This window comes from Candidatus Baltobacteraceae bacterium (assembly GCA_036488875.1).
Lineage (GTDB): Bacteria > Vulcanimicrobiota > Vulcanimicrobiia > Vulcanimicrobiales > Vulcanimicrobiaceae > JAFAHZ01.
The window spans coordinates 122,976-141,984 of sequence record DASXGW010000003.1 but is presented as its reverse complement, the minus strand read 5'-3'; the positions used below and the strand labels follow the sequence as shown (position 1 = coordinate 141,984).

15 protein-coding genes are annotated in these 19,009 nt (G+C 63.8%); 8 read left to right on the top strand and 7 right to left on the bottom strand.

The genetic code is table 11. From position 1 onward, the window contains the following. Positions 1–46: 46 nt before the first annotated feature. The 3 genes from VGG89_05035 to VGG89_05025 are packed head-to-tail and all read left to right on the top strand — an operon-like array spanning position 47 to position 2,084. Positions 47–355, top strand: coding sequence for an STAS domain-containing protein (locus VGG89_05035; GenBank protein ID HEY1975882.1), 309 nt, complete (start codon positions 47–49; stop codon positions 353–355). Continuing rightward, the gene (locus tag VGG89_05030) at positions 352–1,707 is read left to right on the top strand and encodes a SpoIIE family protein phosphatase (GenBank protein ID HEY1975881.1); all 1,356 of its coding nucleotides are present in this window, start codon (positions 352–354) and stop codon (positions 1,705–1,707) included. Before VGG89_05035 ends, VGG89_05030 begins: the two co-directional genes overlap by 4 nt. Next, positions 1,704–2,084, top strand: a complete 381-nt coding sequence (locus VGG89_05025) for an ATP-binding protein (protein HEY1975880.1) — start codon at positions 1,704–1,706, stop codon at positions 2,082–2,084. The genes VGG89_05030 and VGG89_05025 overlap by 4 nt, the downstream gene beginning before the upstream one ends. Here VGG89_05025 and VGG89_05020 read toward each other — a convergent pair. Then, on the bottom strand, positions 2,081–2,338 hold the full coding sequence (locus VGG89_05020) for a DUF6582 domain-containing protein (GenBank protein HEY1975879.1): 258 nt from the start codon (positions 2,336–2,338) through the stop codon (positions 2,081–2,083). The genes VGG89_05025 and VGG89_05020 overlap by 4 nt on opposite strands. Positions 2,339–2,357: 19 nt before the next feature. After that, the gene (locus tag VGG89_05015) at positions 2,358–3,296 is read right to left on the bottom strand and encodes a zinc-binding dehydrogenase (GenBank protein ID HEY1975878.1); all 939 of its coding nucleotides are present in this window, start codon (positions 3,294–3,296) and stop codon (positions 2,358–2,360) included. An 80-nt stretch (positions 3,297–3,376) separates the two neighbouring features. Between VGG89_05015 and VGG89_05010 the strand changes: the two genes are divergently transcribed. Continuing rightward, positions 3,377–3,805, top strand: coding sequence for a CBS domain-containing protein (locus VGG89_05010; protein ID HEY1975877.1), 429 nt, complete (start codon positions 3,377–3,379; stop codon positions 3,803–3,805). Here VGG89_05010 and VGG89_05005 read toward each other — a convergent pair. Beyond that, positions 3,729–7,013 (bottom strand): hypothetical protein, encoded by a 3,285-nt coding sequence (locus VGG89_05005; GenBank protein HEY1975876.1) that lies wholly within the window; start codon positions 7,011–7,013, stop codon positions 3,729–3,731. The genes VGG89_05010 and VGG89_05005 overlap by 77 nt on opposite strands. 1 nt (position 7,014) lies before the next feature. On the opposite strand from VGG89_05005, the gene VGG89_05000 reads away from it, so the two are divergent. Then, positions 7,015–8,310 carry a cyclopropane-fatty-acyl-phospholipid synthase family protein gene (locus VGG89_05000; GenBank protein HEY1975875.1) on the top strand — a complete coding sequence of 432 codons (1,296 nt, stop codon included), beginning with the start codon at positions 7,015–7,017 and terminating at the stop codon, positions 8,308–8,310. A 128-nt stretch (positions 8,311–8,438) separates the two neighbouring features. After that, entirely contained in the window at positions 8,439–9,584 is a 1,146-nt protein-coding gene (solA, locus tag VGG89_04995; protein ID HEY1975874.1) for an N-methyl-L-tryptophan oxidase, read from the top strand. Here the strand turns inward: solA and VGG89_04990 are convergent. From VGG89_04990 to VGG89_04975, 4 genes are all read right to left on the bottom strand, one after another. Beyond that, entirely contained in the window at positions 9,524–11,458 is a 1,935-nt protein-coding gene (locus VGG89_04990) for a S9 family peptidase (GenBank protein ID HEY1975873.1), read from the bottom strand. The genes solA and VGG89_04990 overlap by 61 nt on opposite strands. Positions 11,459–11,491: 33 nt before the next feature. Beyond that, the gene (locus VGG89_04985; protein HEY1975872.1) at positions 11,492–13,123 is read right to left on the bottom strand and encodes an NHL repeat-containing protein; all 1,632 of its coding nucleotides are present in this window, start codon (positions 13,121–13,123) and stop codon (positions 11,492–11,494) included. Between the two features lie 18 nt (positions 13,124–13,141). Continuing rightward, positions 13,142–13,444 carry a hypothetical protein gene (locus tag VGG89_04980; GenBank protein ID HEY1975871.1) on the bottom strand — a complete coding sequence of 101 codons (303 nt, stop codon included), beginning with the start codon at positions 13,442–13,444 and terminating at the stop codon, positions 13,142–13,144. A 63-nt stretch (positions 13,445–13,507) separates the two neighbouring features. After that, positions 13,508–16,312, bottom strand: a complete 2,805-nt coding sequence (locus tag VGG89_04975; protein HEY1975870.1) for a TonB-dependent receptor — start codon at positions 16,310–16,312, stop codon at positions 13,508–13,510. 111 nt (positions 16,313–16,423) lie between these two features. Here VGG89_04975 and VGG89_04970 point away from each other — a divergent pair, with 111 nt between their 5' ends. Together VGG89_04970 and VGG89_04965 are read left to right on the top strand one after the other, a co-directional pair. Next, complete coding sequence (locus VGG89_04970; protein ID HEY1975869.1) at positions 16,424–18,091, top strand: alkaline phosphatase family protein; 1,668 nt, start codon at positions 16,424–16,426, stop codon at positions 18,089–18,091. Positions 18,092–18,094: 3 nt separating this feature from the next. Further along, the gene (locus VGG89_04965; protein ID HEY1975868.1) at positions 18,095–19,006 is read left to right on the top strand and encodes a YncE family protein; all 912 of its coding nucleotides are present in this window, start codon (positions 18,095–18,097) and stop codon (positions 19,004–19,006) included. The last annotated feature ends 3 nt before the right edge of the window (positions 19,007–19,009 follow it).

Below are 19,009 nucleotides of genomic sequence, written 5' to 3'. Positions count from 1 at the left end.
CGGACCTACCGTTTATCTGCCGGGGTAGGGGGGTAATCCAAGGGCAGTGTCCGGCAGCAACCCAGTCGTCGTCGCCTTTATCGGTGATCTCGATTTTACCGTGCGGGAGACCTTGCGTGCCCGGCTAGCGGAGCTAGCCGAGGGAGACCCCGCCATCGTCGACCTCACCCAGGTCGACTATATGGATTCCCTGGCATTGGCCGAGCTCGTTCTATTACACCGGGTGCGGCAGAACGCCGGCCGTTCGGCTCCCCGCGTGGTCGTCGGCCAGCGGATCGCCCGGCTTTATGAGATCTCGGGGATCGCAATGATCATGCCGCCCTACCCCTCGGTTTCGGAGGCACAGACCGGTTGAGGCACGCCGCGCTGGCCGTCGTTCTGCTCGTCATTTTCCTCGGGTCGACCTTGTGGGTACGCGCTGCGATTGCAAGAAACGCGCAGACGCAGCAACGCCTGCAAAACGCTCAGTTCGAACGCGGAAGGCTTCTCAAGCTTCAACTCGATGAAGAGACCGGGCTGCGCGGCTATCTCGCGACCGATTTGCGCGTCTTCCTTCAGCCCTACGATTCGGCGCGCCTCACCTTTCCAACGATGTACGCGCGGCTCGACGAGACGGTTGTCAGCTTGCAAATCGACGACGAGCCGGTGCGCCGCGAGCAACGGATTAACGCGCTGTGGCTCGCCACCGTCGCCAAGCCTTTGCTGCGCAGTCCTCATGCCGCACAACCGAAGACGCAAAAACTGGGCAAGTTCCTAGTTGACGCATTTCGCGAAAACGATAACGAGTTAACCGTGGTGATTCAAGGTCGCGCCACCGCAGTGACCGCTGCCACGAACGGTTTGATCTCGCGGGTCATGTTCGGATCGATTGCGCTGGGCGTCGTCATCGCTTTCGTGGTGATCGGATACGGCTTCGCGCAAAGCCGCTTACGGCGCCGGCTCGAGCGCAGCGAAGTCGCATACGAGAAAGAACGTCGCGCCGTCGAGGTACTTCAGAACGCCTTCTTGCGCCCGCAGCTTCCCTCGTTCCCGAACGTCGTATTGCACGGAGCGTACGTTCCCGCGCGCGACGAGACGCGGGTCGGCGGCGATTGGTACGATGCATATGCCATCGACGATCGCCAGCTGCTGTTCTCGATCGGCGACGTCTCCGGCCACGGGCTCGAAGCCGCCGTCGCCATGAGCCGCGTGCGGCAATCGATTACTACGGCCGCAATGACCGGGGCCGATCCCGCCGAGGTGTTGCAAATCGCAAACGACGTCCTTCTGCTCCAAGAGGGGCGCATGGTGACGGTCGCGTGCGGGCTAGTCGACCTGGGCAAAGGCCGGGTAACGTTCGCGACCGCGGGACATCCGCCGATCATCTTCGTCCGGCCGGGCGCGCCGCTAGAGTTGCTCGCTACCGGTGGACCGCCGCTGGGCGCGATAATGGAACCGCCGTACCGATTCGCCAGCGTACCGATCGAAGCGGGCGCCGCGCTCGTGCTGTACACCGACGGATTGACCGAGCACACGCGCGACACGGTCGAGGGCGAACGGATGTTGATCGAAACCGTTGGTGCGATCGATTTTCTGAGCTGCGACGATCCGGCGGCGGCATTGCTCGCAAGAATTCTTTCGGGCTTGCCTCCGGCCGACGACGTCGCGATCCTGACGTTGACGTTCTCGCGAGCGCCGGCACGATCGCTCCGACTGATGTGCGCATGACGGCGATGTCGTGGAGCACCGGGACGGTCGATTCGCCGAACGTGCGCCTAATGCGCCGGTCGTTCGTGCACGAGCTGCGCCGATTGGGGCGCACCGAGGCTGAGATTTCCGACGGAGAAATCATTCTCGGAGAGCTGCTCGCCAACGCGTGCGAGCACGGCCGTCTGCCGATTGCCGTCGAGCTGCGTCCTTCTGGAAGGCGTTGGCAGCTATCCGTTAGCGATTGCGGTTCCGGCTTCGTCCGCAACACGCTTCCGTACGATCCGCGGGGCGAGCGAGGACGCGGGTTTCACATCGTCGAGCAACTCGGCGCAACGATTCGCGTCACGGATGGCGCGTCGCCGAATATCGAAGTGTCGCTGCCGTTCGGCGATTAACCCACGAGGTCGTGCCAACTCTTGGCTCCGACCGTCACGCCGAAGTAGGCCGCGGCCGCCTTGATGTTGGCGAAGGCCTGGGCACGCTCGGCTTCGGAGACGTCCTGGACCTGGGCGAACCGAGCGACCGCGCTGCGCACTTGCGATGCGTCCACCAGCGGTTCTTTGCGCTCGGCCGGGAAGGCGAAGGCGCTCGCGGGGAGTTGCGAACGCGGCGCATCCGCATGCTTGGTGGGTCGCCACGTGATCTGCATGCGGTTACCGGTGCCCTAACTACGGGGCAATGAGGACTTTGCCCGGGCGGCCGGCGGTTTCGGCGGCGCGCAGCGCCTGCGTCGCATCCTCTAAAGGATAGGTTCCGGCGACGGGAAGCCAGAGCTCGCCCGCGAGCGCCATGCCAAGGCAGCGGCCGACGACGTCGGCTTTCTGCTGCGCGCTCGCCTTGTTCATCCACGCGATCATCCAGAACCCGCGTACGTGCGTCTGCCCATAGATGAGCGTGCCCGGGTTGACGCAGAGCGGGCGCTTGGCCAAGGCACCGAAGACGACGTGCTCGCCGTCGGGTGCGAGCAAGCCGTTGAGCGCGATCGAGTTTTCATCGCAGACCGAGTCGACGACCCGGGCGATCGGCGCGCCGGCGATGTCTTCGCGCACGCGCTTGACCCAATCGCCTTCTTGAACGACGGCGTGCTTGGCGCCGCGCGCGCGCAGTTCTTGCGCTGCAGCCTCGCGCCGCACGAGGTTCATCACGTTGACGCCGGCTTTCTGCGCGGCGGTCGTCAGCGTGCGTCCGACCGCACCGTTGGCGGCGTTCTGCACGATCCAATCGCCTTTGGAAACGCGCAGCTCGTCGAAGAGCACGATCGCCGACAACGGCATCGCCAACAGCTGCGCGGCGACTTCGTCGGGGATCCCGTCGGGAATCGGCACGAGCCCGTCGGGGTGCGCGAGCGCGTACTCGGCCCACGCGCCACGCGCGAGAACGGCGACGCGCTTGCCGTCGACCGTGCCGACCAGCTCGCTTCCACCGATTGCCGGCAGCGGGGGCTTCACGCCGTAGACGCCGCGAATCGTCGCCAAGTCGTGATTGTGAATAGGCGACAGCGAGACGCGCACCAACACTTCTCCGTCATCGGGTTGAGGCGTATCAATCGTGACCGGACTGACGACTTCGTCAGGCTCGCCGAACTTTTGGTATTGCAGCGCGCGCATTATGGGGGTCCTCCGCCTGTAGAGCCGCCGACCCTGCGGCAGCAACGTTCGAACGTCTGTTTGTTGGGTACTTTCGGCCCATGGCATTGAAAGCATCGACCGCTTCCGACATTATGACCGAGAACGTTGAAGCGTTGCGCGAGGATGATTCGCTTCAAACCGCCGCGGAACGCTTGGCGCAACACGACGTGGGCGCGCTCCCGATCTGCGACGAACAGCAGCGCGTACAGGGAATCGTCACCGACCGCGACATCGTCATTCACGGGATAGCACAGGGAAAAGACCCGCGCAAAACGACCGTCGGCGAGATCGTTACGCCCAACCCGGTGACCGTCACTCCCGAAGACCCGGTAGAGCGCGTCATCGACATCATGGCGGAAAAACAAATCCGGCGCATTCCGGTCGTCGAAGACGGCAAACTCGTCGGCATGATCAGTCAAGCCGATATTGCTCAGTCCGTTCCGGCGGACCAAGCCGGAAGGATGCTGAGTCAGATTTCGTCGATGTAACGTGTGCGCCGTCGCGCGCGAGGGCGTGGACGATCGCTTCGCGCGCGAGGGCCGGCACGATACACGGCCAGTTACTCAACGCCACTGCCAAGTTGCGCAACGGCGCGTCTTCGAACGTGCTTCCCAAGCTAAACTCGTTCGGCGTCCAGCCCGCGTAGAGCGCGCCGAAGGGTTCCAGTCGCTTGCGCAGCTGCGGCACTGCCTTCACGAACGCGCGATTCGAGTCTTGCGTCGAGTTGTGCGCGATGCCCGCGTAGGTGCCGCCGGTACCGTCGCCGATGCGATAGCGCGCCGCCATAGCGCCGAGCTGCAGCGCGACACTTCCGAAGAGCGGCGCTAAGCGCGCGTCTTTGATGACGAGCTCCGAGACCGTGCGACGTCCGCCCCAGCCGAACTGGCGATCGCCCATCGCGCGCGACCAATCCACCGCGCCGGAGACGAGTCCCTCGGGGTTGTGTGCGTAGAGATGGTAGTAGGTCTTTTCGACACGCAAGTCGCCGGTCGTCGCATCGTGGACGATGCTGGCCGTCCCGTAGGCATAGTGCCCGAACCCTCCGTCCGTAATCTGCACGATGAGCGCGCGGTCACCGGCCCTCCACGGGATGCCGTTTTCACGCGCCAGCAGTTCGTCGCGCGGCGCCATCGCCTGCACCACCAGCGTCCCGTCCGCGCCCGGTAAGCCGTAGACGTACCACTCGTCGCCGGGATACGAGCCGAGCGGACGATCGATCGCCGGCAGAACGCGCACGGCGGTGCGTTTCCCGTTGCAGCGATGCGTCGACGAGTCGTAATGCGCGACCGTCACGACCCCGTCGTTTTGAGGCTCCAAGAACCGCACGAGTCCGTAGAAACATCCCGTTATCTGCACGGGCTCTCGCTCGATGCGCAGTACCGTCTCCTTGCCGTCCGTCGCGACGTCGATCGTCCCTGCGAGTTTGACGAAAACGTCGTCGACGGGATGCGCGGCGGCCAGCGACTCGAGCGGGTCGACCAACCGCCAGCGATTCAAGCGCACCGGATGAACGAATCCGCCGTACGTGCTCGTGTAGTACGCTTGCGCACCGAAGTTCACGTCGCGGCGCACCGCTCGCAGCATCTCGCGCACGCCCGGCGACGATTCGTTCCACTGCAAACGTATCGTCGTTCCCAGAAGATCTCGTCGATCGGCGGGCGTGCAGCGCAGCTCGAGCAACGCGCCGCCGAAGCGCGCGTTGCGATCGGGCAGAATCAGGCGGCCGGCCCAATCGGCCACCGGAGTGAACTCCGTGCACGTCCGCGATACGGGATAGAACTCGGCGCGATTCCACGGCGCGCTCGAGTACCGCTCGTACGCGCTTTCTTTCTTCTTCAGCCAGGGTTCGGCGACCTGAATCGTTCCGTCGAGCACGTGCTCGATGTAGTCGAGTGTTTGACGCAGCGCGGTGCGTCCGTCGTGAAGCTCGAGATTCGGATCGAGCATCCCGCCGGGCACTTGATGTCCCACCGGACCGAGCGAAATTTCCGTCAAGCGCCCCAAGCGTCTGGCGCGATTCCAGTTGGAGAGCACCGCGATCTTCCAGCGCGATGCAAACAGCACCGGGCCGATGCGTTCGACGTTGTCGCGATCGCCGACGAAATGGTAGAGGTGCTCCAAATCGAGAATCGGATCGTCCCCGCTGATCACGCCGCCCAGGGAGATGACGTCGATAGGGCCGTCGATGGCCTGTTTGACGAAGCGCGCCGAGCCGCACGCCATTTGGCCGCCGCCGCTGTAGCCGATCAACGTCAAGGGCACGCCGCTGCGCGGCTTATAGCCGTTGGCCACGAGCGATTTCACGACGATCTGCGCGATGCCGAAGTTATACATCGGCCCGTAGCGCGGATCGGCGGAAACCGCGACGATCAGCATGTTGCGCAAGTTCACGACCATCCCCAACGCGCTTCGCGCGCCGGGGACCCCTAACATTGAAAAGGCACTCCGGCGCTTCGCGCCTACGCGCCCCCCATCGGCAGAGCCGCTGGGGCCCCCAAGTCTCTCGCTGTCGATGAACGACCACAATCGGGAAAACAGCGGGTCGTCTTCGAGCGGGCGGTTCATCACCGAGTACGACATGACGCCGCGGATCAGCCGCACGCCGTCGGGCAGCTCCGCGGCGAGCGCGTCGAGGAACGTCTCGATGTCGGGTGTGTAATGCGAGCTCGATTGCGCGACGCCGTCGAGGTAGACGACGTAGCGCGACACGTCCTGCGGCGGAGCCTTATCGTCAGAAGGCTGCACGTCGACGGTGGCGTCGATGCGATCGCCGTACCAGCCGGCCCACCAGCCCAGCGTCTCGACGGGCGCCATGAATCCCGAAACGATAATTGCGAGCACGCCGAGCCAAAAGAGATCGATGGGAACGCGTGCTATACGCGGCAGGTGACTCTCCCACCCGAAAACGGCGCCGCGCACCGGATCGAGCGCGAGCGCGACGACGACGGTCAACAGACCGACGCACGCTAAACCAACCGCTGCTTGCCAAACCGCCGGATGAACCGGCTTTGGACTCGGTACGACCGGCGCGGTGTCGCGCGTGCGTTTAACCAGTGACGAACCAGTGGTCGCACGACCGATGACCATATCCTCGTCGGCGACTAAGCGCACGCCCGCAACGGCGTCGAGGACGCGCGTTCCCAACTCTGCAATCGGCTTTCCGAAGCTCTGCTGCGCGACCAGCACGCCGATCCATCCGAGCGCGACGTAGCATGCCGCCGCGACGAACGTCACGTGATCCACCGCGGCGAACCCGACGATCAACGCGAGGAAATGCCAAACGCGAAGCACGTTGAGCACACCGGGGCCGAAATAGGGCAGCGCCCCGAGAAACGAAAACAGCAGCGGCGCGTACGATACCGCAAAAATCGCGGCTAGCTCGCGAAACGGGACCGGCGGGGCGTGCAGCACCCGCAGAACGACCCACGTGCTGCCGACCAGGAACGAGTAACTGAACGCAAACAATAGCGCGCCGATCGCCCAGGTAAAGATGAAGCGCGCCGGCTTCACGCGATTGGCGAAGAGCACGATGCTGGCGGCGACCGCCTCGCTGAATCCGGCCAGCAGCACGATGGTGATTCCTAGGGCCATCGCCTCGTGCGTCAATGTCGACGCAGTGATAAAGGCGTCGGGCGATAGCCTGAAAACACCCGCGAGCGTTTGCGCCAGTTCGGGTAAGAAACTCTGGAGCACCACTATGCGCCAGCCCTTCGCCCTCGCCGATACCACACATTCCGATCCCCACGTCGACGTGGCCGATGGGGCACTGCGCGAGCTTTTCGGCGACGCCTACCTCAAGGATTTCGGCGTGGCGTTTTGGGACGGAACCCGGTTGCCGGCGACGGGCTCGGAGCGTTTCGTGCTGTGCGTCAACGATCCGGGCGCGCTGCGGATGGCGTTCTCGCCCCCGGTCGATCTCAACCCCGGACGCGCGTTCGCCGCCGGCATTCTCGACGTGGAGGGTGACGTCGAACGGGCCGTCGACGCGCTGCTCAACGCGAGCAGCGGGATCTCGCTGCCGCATACCGTGGGACTGCTGCGCTTGCTGCGCCGGCTTCCAAAATGCGACCTGCCGTCGCTGCGCGAAGCTAAACTGCACGGCCGCGTTCACTCGCAAGAGCGCGATCGTCTGGCGATCGGTTTTCATTACGATCAGCCGATTGCGTTTTACCGGACCTTTCTCGATCGTGAAATGGTGTATTCGTGTGCGTATTGGGACGACGGCGTCGAGACGCTCGATGCGGCCCAATCGGCCAAGCTCGACTACACGCTCGACAAGCTTCATCTTCGGCCCGGCGAGCGGCTATTGGACATTGGCTGCGGCTGGGGCGCGCTGGTCGTGCGCGCGGCCGAACGCTACGGCGCTCACGTGCTCGGCATCACGCTGTCGCAGACGCAATACGACGAGGCGCAGCGCCGAATCGCCGCCGCTTTCGTCGGGAATCGCGCGCGGGTGGAGCTGCGCGATTATCGCGAGCTTGCGGGCGAGCAGTTCGACAAGATCGTCAGCGTCGGCATGTTCGAACACGTCGGCCGCGCGCGACTGCCCGAATACTTTCGCGCGGCCTACGAAGCGCTGCGTCCGGGCGGCCTCTTTCTCAACCACGGCATCGCCGATCAGAGCGACGGCCGTAAGGGCGGACGTGCGAACGGCTTCATGGAGCGCTTCATCTTTCCCGACGGCGAGCTCGTCGCAGTATCCGACGCGCTCGGGATCGCCGAGCGCACCGGCTTCGAAGTGCGCGACGTCGAGAGCCTGCGCGAGCACTACGCGCGGACCTTGCGCGCGTGGGGGGCCGGTCTGGAAGCCAACCGCCGCGCGGCGATCGCGGCCGCCGGCGAACAGAGCTATCGCGCGTGGCGGCTCTATATGGCCGGCAGCGCACAGGGCTTTGCGACGGGGCGGCTCGGCATCTTCCAATCGGTGCTTGCCAAGCCGGTGGGCGGCAAGGTGGATCTTCCCCCTACGCGCCGGAGCCTTTACTGCCGATAAGACCATCAGGGTGCACAACGGAGCGACCGGCCTTCTCTCTCTGCTCGGGCCTGTCGCAGCGGTTGGACCATGATGGGAACCGCGGGAGCCTTCCAGAAAGGAAGGCTCTCTTATTTTCTGGAGGTTGCGTGCGCTACGACGTCGCGGTAGTCGGTCTTGGCGGGATGGGAGGCGCCGCGCTCGCGCATCTTGCGACCCGCGGCGTGAGCGCGATCGGGCTCGAGCGGTTCGAGCGCCTTCATCAAAAGGGCTCGTCGACCGGCGAGTCGCGCATTATCCGCAAAGCCTACTTCGAAAACCCCGCGTACGTCCCGCTTCTCCAGCGCAGCTACGAGCTCTGGCACGAGTTGGAAATGCAATCCGGACGCGAGCTGGTCGATTTCGTCGGCATCCTGATGGTCGGAACCCCCGACCGCGAAGGAATCGCCGGCACGTTACGCGCCGCCAACGAGTACGATCTGCCGCTCGAGCAGTTCGATGCGGACCAGATCGCGCGGCGCTTCCCCGGCACGCTCCCGCGACGCGACGAAGTCGGACTGCTCGAGCATCAAGCCGGCATCGTTTTTCCCGAGTCGGCGCTGGACGCGCATCTCAACGTTGCCGCGGCGCACGGCGCCGACATGCGCTTCAACACGCGCGTCGAGTCGATCGACAAGCGCGACGGCGTGCACCACGTCTATCTCGACGACGGCACGGAGATCGAAGCGACGAATCTCGTCATCTGTCCCGGCATGTGGGCGCAGCCACTGCTCGCCGATCTCGAATTGCCGCTGCGCGTGCAGCGCAACGTGCAGATCTGGTTCGAGCCGCTCAACGCACACTTTGACCGCGGCATCTTTCCGACGTTTTTCATCGAACGCGCCGATCTGCCGGCGCCGCTCTACGGCTTTCCGGCGATTAACGGCGCGCTCAAATCTGCCTTGCACAAGTTCGGGAACTTCGTCGATCCCGAGAAGGTCGAGCGGCGCATTCACGACGACGACGCGACCATCGTCGGCGGCGCGCTCGACGACTGGCTCGAAGGCGCCGCCGGCAGCTACTTGCGCGGACGCGTTTGCACCTATACGCTCACTCCGGACGGGAACTTCATCATCGACAAACACCCGAACGATTCGTCGGTGACGATCGCCTGCGGTTTCTCAGGACACGGCTATAAGTTCTGTCCCGTCGTCGGGGAGATCGTCGCCGATCTCGCGGTCGACGGGGGCACGCGTCACGACATCGGCTTCTTGGGCATAAACCGGTTCAGCCAATCGAGCATGCGCGCCATCTGATCGGCTTGCGCCTCCAGGCGGTCGACGTGATGGCCTTCTTCCGGATAGATCACCAGCTCGCAGGCAACGCCGTTCTCCGCTAACGCGCGGTGAAACTCGGTCGCTTGTCCGGCCGGCGTGCAGCGATCGCGCGCACCCGCCATCGACAGCGTCGGCGTCTTGGCGCGATTCGCGAAAAACACCGGGCTGCGCGCGTGGTACATGCCGTTGGTGCTATAGGGATCGTCCTTGAGAAAGCGCCGGTTAAACTCGGGAATGTTCGCCGTCCAATGATGGCTGAAGTTGTTGGTGACGGGCGATGTGGGAATGGCGGCGGCGAAGCGATCGGTTTGCGTGACGAGCCAGCTCGACATGTAGCCGCCGTAGCTGCGTCCGGTCACGGCAATGCGGTCGGGATCGGCGATGCCGCGCTCGACCATCGCTTCGACGCCGAGCAGAATGTCGTGCGTGTCCTCGCCGCACATATCGCCGCGCACCATGCGCGCGAAATCTTGGCCGCGACCGCGGCTGCCGCGCGGATTGGGATTGAGCACCGCGTAGCCGTGCCGCGCGAAGATCGGAACGTAGAAATAGTGAAGCGACCAGTCGTTGCGAAACGAAAACACGGGACCGCCGTGTACGTTGACCACCAAAGGATACGGCCCGTCGCCTTCCGGACGGACGAGCATTCCGTCGATCTCGAGGCCATCGCGGCCCTTCCACGTCACGCGTTCCGCGTGTCCCCCGGCTTGCGCGATGAAGTCGGTGCCGTCGTGGCTGAGATCGCAGATCACGCGTTCGCGGGCGTTTTCGACCGCGACGATACGTTGGTAGCGGCCGTACGAATCGACGACCGTCAGGAACGCGTCGCCGTCGCCGATCGGCCACACGAGCGGCCAATCGCTGCCGGCCGATTCGCTCGTACGCCAGAGCTCGCGCGTGCGCCCCGTGCGTACGTCGAACTCTCCGGCGACGACGTCCATACGCTGGATACCGGCGTACAACAACCGGTGCGCGTCGCGCCAGACGGCGTGCGTGACGTCGATAGCGGTCGCGACGGGCTGCGGCTGCGGTGTCGCACTCTGGGTGTCGAATAGCACCAGGTCGCCCGCGACGATGGTTCGATCGCTGCAGCACGCAACGATTGCCGTGACGTATCTCGCGTCGGGTGATGCCGCGGGCAGGCCGATCTCTTCATGGGGCGTGAACAGCGTGCGGCGCGCGCCGCCGAGCGCATAGGTGACGAGCGCCGAGCTGTACCACGACGATTCCGTCGGATCGTTCGAAACGATTGCCGCAATACCGTCGCCGCCGCACCACACGGCTTCCCAGACGTTGTCCGAACTCGGCGACTGCCACAGCGTTTTACCGGTTTTAGCGTCGACGACGTACGCGCGCCGCCACGCTTCGTCGTCGCGCGCGCGCTCGACGTACGGATGCCACGACGGCACGCCGTCGATCCCGTTGCCGGCCATGCCCGAGCCCGCAGCACCCGACGCATCGGCACCGCGGCCCGCGACGCGCACGAGCAGCCGCTTCGAATCGGCGTTCCACGCAATCTCTTCCACGGTGCCGTCGATTCCGGTTTCGATCTTCTGGGCGCCGACGACGATCGCCGTACCACCCGAAACGTACGCCAGGGTTCCGTCCGGCGACCAGGCCGCAGCGGACGCCGTTCCGGGACGTGTGTCGAGATTGTGCGGTACGCCGCCGGCAACGTCGACGATGCCGAGCGCCAACACCGGCGTACCTTCGAGCTTTTCGAGCATGCGACCGGTAAACACGATGCGCTTGCCGTCGGGCGACGGCGCGAGCGCGACCGCGTTGCGGAGCCGTCCTAACCCGGATTCGTGCGCGCGGCGAAAATACTCCCAAACATCGTCATAGAGCGCCATGGGGCGGTCTACCCCAAACGATGCGCCGGTCCTTTACGGGATGCTGACGGCACTGGGGCCGCTGAATCCGCCGCCTACGCTGAAGGTGCACGATTCGACGCTGCACTGCGGCACAAACTGATAGACCTTGTTTGCCGTGACATCGGTAACGTTAACGTTGCCCAAGTCGTCGATCGCAACGTTGTACGGCTCGAGGAAGCCCGCTCCGATCGCGGTCGCACACGATTGCGACTGACACGTATCCGGCATCTCGAAGATGCTGCCGAACGTGTCGGCGACGTAGACGTGGCCCGCGTTGTCGACGGCTACGCCCTGCGGCGTGTTAGACGCCGTGCCGCCAAGCGCAACGACGCACGTTGGCGACGTGCATCCGGAAGGCACTTTGTAAACCGCGCCGAGGCTTGGATCGGCGACGTAGAGGTTTTCCGAAGCGTCGACGGCGACGCCGGCCGGATTGAAAAACGCGCCCTGGGCGACGTTCGACGCGCACGACGTGGTCTCGCACGACGGCGGCGAAAACTCGTACACGTAACTGCCGCTCGACGCGTAGACGTGGTGCGCTCCGGAGTCGATCGCAAGGCCCTTGAGCGACGGCACGCCCGTCGCTGGAGTATCGACGAGACACTCTCCCTCGGGGCACGACTGGTAATGGTAGATCGTCTGGCTCGGCGCGTCGGCAACATACAGATCGCCGTTCGCAGCGCTGGCAAGTCCGACGATATCGCCGTATCCGCCCGGCGAAAGCGTCTTGGTGCACCCGGCAAGGAAGCAGTCGGGCGCGATTTCCTTCAGGTTTGTTCCACTGCCGTCAGCGACGAAGATGGGATTCGTCACGGCAAACACGCGGCTGGCTTTTACGTTTCCGGCCGCAGCGACGATCGTCACCGCTCCCAGCGGCGCGCCGCTGTAACTCAAGGCGGCGGTATCGCTAGAGCCCAGAAGCGTTTGCGCCGGCGGACCGTCGGTCCCCGATGTCGCGACGGCGATTGCGCCGGAGGTATCGCTGTCGCTCAACTTCACGGGCGTTGCATAGGTACCGACGATCGTGTCGCTATCCGCGTCTTGCGCTCCGATGGTAAACGAGCTCGCTAAAAATCCGGTGCCGGCGGTGCCAAACGCAAACGTGCCGATCGTCAGCTTCGCCGGGACGCCGTCGAGCGTGAGGCCCAAATGATTCTGCGTCCCGGCGGCAACCTTGACCGGAAGGTTCGACGCAGAAGACAGCAGGTTTGCTCCGGTTGGAATCGCGTGTGCTGCCGGCGCCTTGTCGTACGCCCGCACCGTGAGCAAGTAGCTGCCGGGACGTAGCGAAAGCTCGACCGTGCACTCCAAGGGCGAACCTTTGCAGCCCGGGCTCGACGGTGTGAGGCCGACGGTATCGGTTAACGACGACGCCCCGCTAAACGCAAGCGTCATCCCCTTCGTCGCCGGCGAGATGTAGCGTGCGCGCCGCGCGCCGCGCCGCCGTTTGGGAATCCGCACGCGTACGGTCAGTCGCGCTCTCTCCGCCGCGTTGGTCGCCGGCGCCGGCGCGGTGCCGAACCCCGGAATCGGGTTGCCCGCCGCGCCGGCGCCACTGCATCCTGCCATCGTCAGCGCAGCGAGAAGCGCGAACGTCCGTTTTGTCGTTACCATCGTTGTGGACGGTACGGACGAAGCGTCCATTTACCGTCCACGGCGAGGTTAGAGGGAGTTCAGCGGCTCCTGCGTGTGCGCGTTTCGATAACCCGCGTCATAGGGGCAGGCGGGCGGGATGATATCGCGGATGACTTCCAGTGTGCGAGGCGGATCGTCGGTAAGCAAGCGCACTTCCATGTGTCCCAACTTGCAGTCGCTGCCTTCGAGTGTATAGACGCCCTCGGCTTCACCGACGGGATGTTGGCAGTGACGCTCGAGACGATTTTCGAACTCGGTAATGCGATCGAACCGAGCCACGTCTCGCGGCGCTAACGCGAACTGTAAGACGAGTTGGTATCTCTCAGCCATGGCCCTAGCCTAGCACAGACGCCGTCGATAAGAACTCGCGAAATCCCCAGGTTTTCTTAGCGCTTAAATACCGACCTTAACGGTGAGCCAATATTGACGGAACGGCAGGCCGTACTCTTCTTGCCCTTGCGTAAGACCGCTCGCCGGGCCGAGCCCGTAATAGTTCTGCGGTTGATACACGCCGGCACCGATCAAACCATATTGCTGCGCGGCGCTATTGAAGATGTTATTGACGCCGAGCGTCACGACCGTCTTGCCGTCGGAGCTGCCTTGTGAAACGCTGCCGTTGGCAAACCAGAACGCCGGACGGTTCCAGCTGTTGTTATTGCCGACGTACGTCGTGTCGATGCGCGCTCCGAAGCCGGTGCGGTTCTGGTATGAGAGGCCGGCCGTTGCCTGATGCAGCGGGATGCCGTAGATTTGGGCGCCGTCGATCAGACCGGTATTCTGCTGCAGGATGTCTTGCGGAATCCCGATGTAGGCTGCCGACTGAGCCGTGTAGGAGGCGTTGAACTGCACGCTGCGCGTGATGCCCACGTTCGTCGACAGCACGATGCCGCGATAACGCGCGCCCGAGGCGTTGAACGTTGAGCTGAACGCGAGGTTATCGATCGTGGGGTTGAGCCCCGGACACTTCGACAACCGCGCGAGATACTGATCGATCAAGTGCTGAGGCACCGTTACTTGCGGAATATTCGTGATTTGCGTGTTGCCGCTAAGCAGTGCTTGGTTCTCCCACGACTGATACACGTCGGCCTGAAAGTTGGTGGTCGAGGTGAAGCGGTGACCGTAGGCCAGCTCGATGTCGTTTGCCGTCTCGGGCTTGAGGTCGGGATCGGCTTCGGAGGCAATCGAAACCAGCGCACCGCTGCCGGTCGTATTCGACGGGCAGTTGACGCTCGTGGGCGCGCCGTAAACGGGCGGCGCGAGCGCGAGCAGCGACGGATCGGGTTCGCTATACGAACGTCCCGTGGTCGCACGAAGAACGTCGCCCGGCGTCAGATGATACACGACCGAGAAGCGCGGATCGACGTAGGTCGTCGACGTATCCTGCGACCGCTGAACCCAGAGATTGCCGAACATCTGCAGGCGATCGTTGGGTGTGTACGTGTCGCGAAGGAAGTAGCTGCCGGTGCTCAGGTAGAGCTCGGGATTGTACGTGAAATACGCAATCTGCGTCCCGGCGCTGTTCGTATTGGAATAACCGTTGCTGATGCCCTCGTGCAGCCACGAATAGCCGAAGCCGAAATCGTTCTTCGACCACGAGAAGTCGTCGCTGAGTAGGTATCCGCGATTCTTATAGAGGTTGAGATAGAACGGTCCCGGGCCATACGGCGTCGCGACCCCGATGACGGAGCCGGGACCTTTTTGCTCGTTGTAGTTGTACGTATCGGCGAAGCCTTCGAGCGTGATCGTACCCATTCCCAACTTCTGGTTGAGACGGGCGTCGTAGTCTTGATTGCCCAGCGATCGCCAGCGATCGATGCCGCCTCCGAACGGCCCGTAAAAGTTCACGGCGTACTGTTTGGCCGTCATGCACGTGTAACCACCGGGCGTGTCGGTGAGCACGGTGATCGCGTTATGGCACGTCTTGAGGACTCCGTTGACGTAGGCCTGAGAGCCCGCCTTACCGTTGCCCGCGATTGTCGTCTGGGCGCCGTAGAGGGCGTACGGGTACGTTTGATAATCGTTGTCGCCCTCGCCGGTGGAGTTCGACCAGTCGTTCGCCGAGTACGCGGTCAACTGGAGGCTGGTGCGCGGCGAGAAATCGTACTTGAGCTTGCCGACGAAGTTATACTGCGAGTACTGTCCGGTGACCCAATAGGTGTTGAGATTGTTGTTCACGTTTGCGCTGGTCAAATCCGGCGCCGGATTGAGCAGCGTGTTTTGACACGACTTGGAGTTTGGCTGCGCCGGGTTAGCACAGTTGACGTGCGTTGCGCTGCCTTGAAGCAAAGCATTCTGCGTGATGTACCCGCCGGGGAAGTTACCGTTGGTTCCCTGGACACCCCACGCAAAAGCGTAACCGAGATTACCGGCCGTCCCCGTTCCCAGGAATCCGGTCATCAGCTTGTCATTGGTTCCAACACCCTGCGTAAGCGAGAAATGCGGATCGCGGGTCGGATTGACCGTTTCCATGTTGACCGCACCGGCGATCGTGGTCGCGCCGAATAATCCCGAAGCGCCCGAGCCGAAGACCACGTCGGTGCCGCTGAGTCCCCAGAACGGCGAGACGTTATAGTTGTAGCCGCCGCCGAACGCACCGACCGGACCGATCGGATGCCCGTCGAGAAGCGTCGCGGTTTCCGTCGAGTCGAAACCACGGATGGAGAGCGACATGTCGTCACCAACCGACGAGCTGGTCGACGTCGTCACGCCGGGCACCGTAGTGAGCAGGTCGGCCAAGCGGCCGTAGTTTTCGCTCTGAAGCATGCTCGTGTCGACGGGCGTGTTGATCGTCGACGTCGTTTGCAGCGATAAACGGCCGGCCGTCGCCACGTAGCCGATCGTCCTGAGGCCGTGCGCGCGGCTCAAACCGGTCTGGAAGCCGATCTCAGGTACGCCGCCGGCAACGATGAGGTCCGGAGCTAGCCGCGCGGTTTGATAACCGTTCGCGCGGATGAGCACGACGTACGTTCCCGGATCCATATCTTTTAACGTCGCGGTACCGTAGGCGTCGGTCTGCGCGCTCTTCACTTTACCGCCCGCGCGCTGGAGTTCGACGGTCGCGCCGGGTATCGGCAAGCCGCCTTGCGTATCGAGTACTCGCGCGATGACCGTGCTGCCTTCGGCGGCAAAGCCGGCCGTCGGCAGGGAGAGGCAGCTGGACACGACCAACAGCAATGCAAACGTATAAATGCGCTTCATGGCACAAGCATACCGTCGCCAATCTTATCGCAGCCTTATATACGCATTAACGGAAGTAGTTGGAATTGGGTTCATGTTGGGTTCATTTTAGAAAGGTAGACTGTGTTTTCTGTGACGTCGCTCCGGCTCGCGGCCGTTGCCGCTTTATCGCTCGCCGTCGGCGCCGCGCCGATCGCCCCGCCAACGGCGCTGCAGTCCCGCATCAAACACGTCTTTGTGATCTTTCAGGAAAATCACTCATTCGATAACTACTTCGGAACGTTTCCGGGAGCCGATAATCTGGCCGGCGCCGAGGCCCAAAGCCATGGGTTCCGGCAGTTCGACCCGATCGGCAACACCTGGATAACGCCCTTCCGCATCACCGATCCGGACATCGAGAGCCCGTCGCAAGCCCGCAAGGCTCTCGAGATCAAGATGAACGGCGGCAAGATGGACGGGTTCGTTGCCGAGCAGGAGCGCTTGGCGGCCAAGAAGTTCGCGGGGAACAGTGCCGGCGCACGGGTTGCCGGCATGCAAACGATGGCCTACTACGACTGCGACACGATCCCGTATCTCTGGAAGTACGCGCACTCGTTCGCGCTGTTCGACCATATCTTCGAGGCGATGACGGGACCGTCGACGCCGGGCAACGTCGCGGTCATAGCGGCGCAAGCCGGCCAAACGCAGGGTGCGCGCAGCCCCGCACAGCTCGCCAAACCCAACGACAAAGGCCAGGGCGTTCCGCTGGCCAACGACCTGAACCCCGCTTATGGTCCGCGCACGGAGTTGTATGAAGGCGCGCAGATTCCGCAAACGTATGCGACACTGATGCTGACCCTCGGCGGCACCAGCGATTCCCGAGCGACGCAAGACACCGCCGGCGTATCAGAGGACCTCGGCGCAACGATAGCATCGGGACGCGCCGCGGTTCCGTGGGGATGGTATCAGGAGGGTTACGTTTCGCCAACCGTAGCGCTGCCGGGTTACGAAGAGCACCACAACGGGCCGCAGTACTTCGGCTACCTGCGCAACAACGACGTCTTCTGGAACAACGTCCACGGGACGCAAGCGCTGCTCGACGCGCTCAAGAACGGCTCGCTGGGCGATCGCGGTATCTTCTACGTCAAAGGCGCGTCGCGCAACGAGTTCGGCTGGAAACCGGCCAACCCCGATCCCTACGTGCAAGCGCAGTATCGCGGCGACGACGATCATCCGGGGCCTAGGTACTCCGACCATCAGGTTGCCGAAGCGTTCGTCGCGACGTTCGTCAACGCGATCGCGCGCAGCCCGTACTGGAACGACTCCGCCATCATCATCACGTGGGACGACCCGGGCGGATTCTACGACCACGTCGTGCCCACGGCGTTCGAGACCTGTCCGGACGGCAAGCCGTGCGGCGACGGCCCGCGCGTGCCGTTCATTCTCATCTCACCCTACGCGCGCAGCGGCGTGGTCGTTCACGACGCCGGCGATACCGCGTCGGTGGTGAAGTTCGCGGAAACGCTCTTCGGCCTGCCGCCGCTGTCGACGCTTCCGGACGAAAAGCCGTACATGCCGGAAGGCCCGCGCGACGGCAATTCGGCGATCACCGATCTCAGCGGCGCATTCGATCCGGCGCGCCTGAGCGGCGCGACACCGCCGATTCCCGCAACCGATGCGGAGATTCCCGACGACGCCGTCAACACGTTTCCGCCGAACGCGAACTGCCGATCGCTGGGCATCACCCCCGTAACGTTGCCTAACGCACCGTCTACACCGCCGCCGGGCTTCGCCGCCCGCATCCCGAGAAAGGGGCCGTAACTCATGCCGTTGGCCATCGCCGCACCGCCGCAGCCGGTGCCCGCTTTTGGCGGATTCGATTACGTTACCGTCGACGAGGCGCACCATCGCGTCTTCGCGGCACACACCCGCAGCGACCGATTGCTGATCGTCGACACTACGACGGGGAAGGTGGCCGGACAGGTTGACGTCGGCCCGATGCACGGCATCGTTTACGATCCCGCGCAAGGCTTCGCGATCACCGGAAACGGTACCGACGACACGCTTTCTAAGGTCGACCCGGTCTCCATGAAGGTCGTCGCGAGCGTTGATGTCCCGGGTCACATCGACGCGATCGCGTACGATCCCGGGCGCAAACGCGTCTACGCCGATCAAGACGGAGGCGGGAACGTCTACGTCATCGATGCGACGGCCATGAAGCTCCTCGGGACGATTCCGATGCCGGCCGACGACTTAGAGTCGCCGGCGGTCGATCCAAAAACCGGAACGCTCTACCAGAATCTCGCCAACGGCGGCGGCTTCGCTGTTGTGGACGGCAGCTCGATGAAGGTGCTGCGCGTCGTCAAGACGCCCCAACTCGATGACAATCACCCGCTGCTGTTCGCCACGGCCACCAATCAAATCGTCGTCGGCGGCAACAACGGCGTTCTGTCGGCGTATTCGACCGAAGGTGCGCACCAAGGCGACGTCAAGGTGCAGCCGCACATCGACCAGTGCAGCACCGGATCGAAGGGACGTCTGATCGCCTGCGCCGGGCGCGGCATCGTGACGATCCTGTCTGCAACGGCGGGCGGCGCGCCCAAGCTCCTGGCGACGCTCGATACGGGACACGCGGGCATTCACACCGTCGGGATCGACGAGTCGACCCACGACGTGTGGGTGGTGTGGTCCGATCCGAAAGGCGATTGGGTGCAACGGCTGAAGTGGTCGCCGTGATGC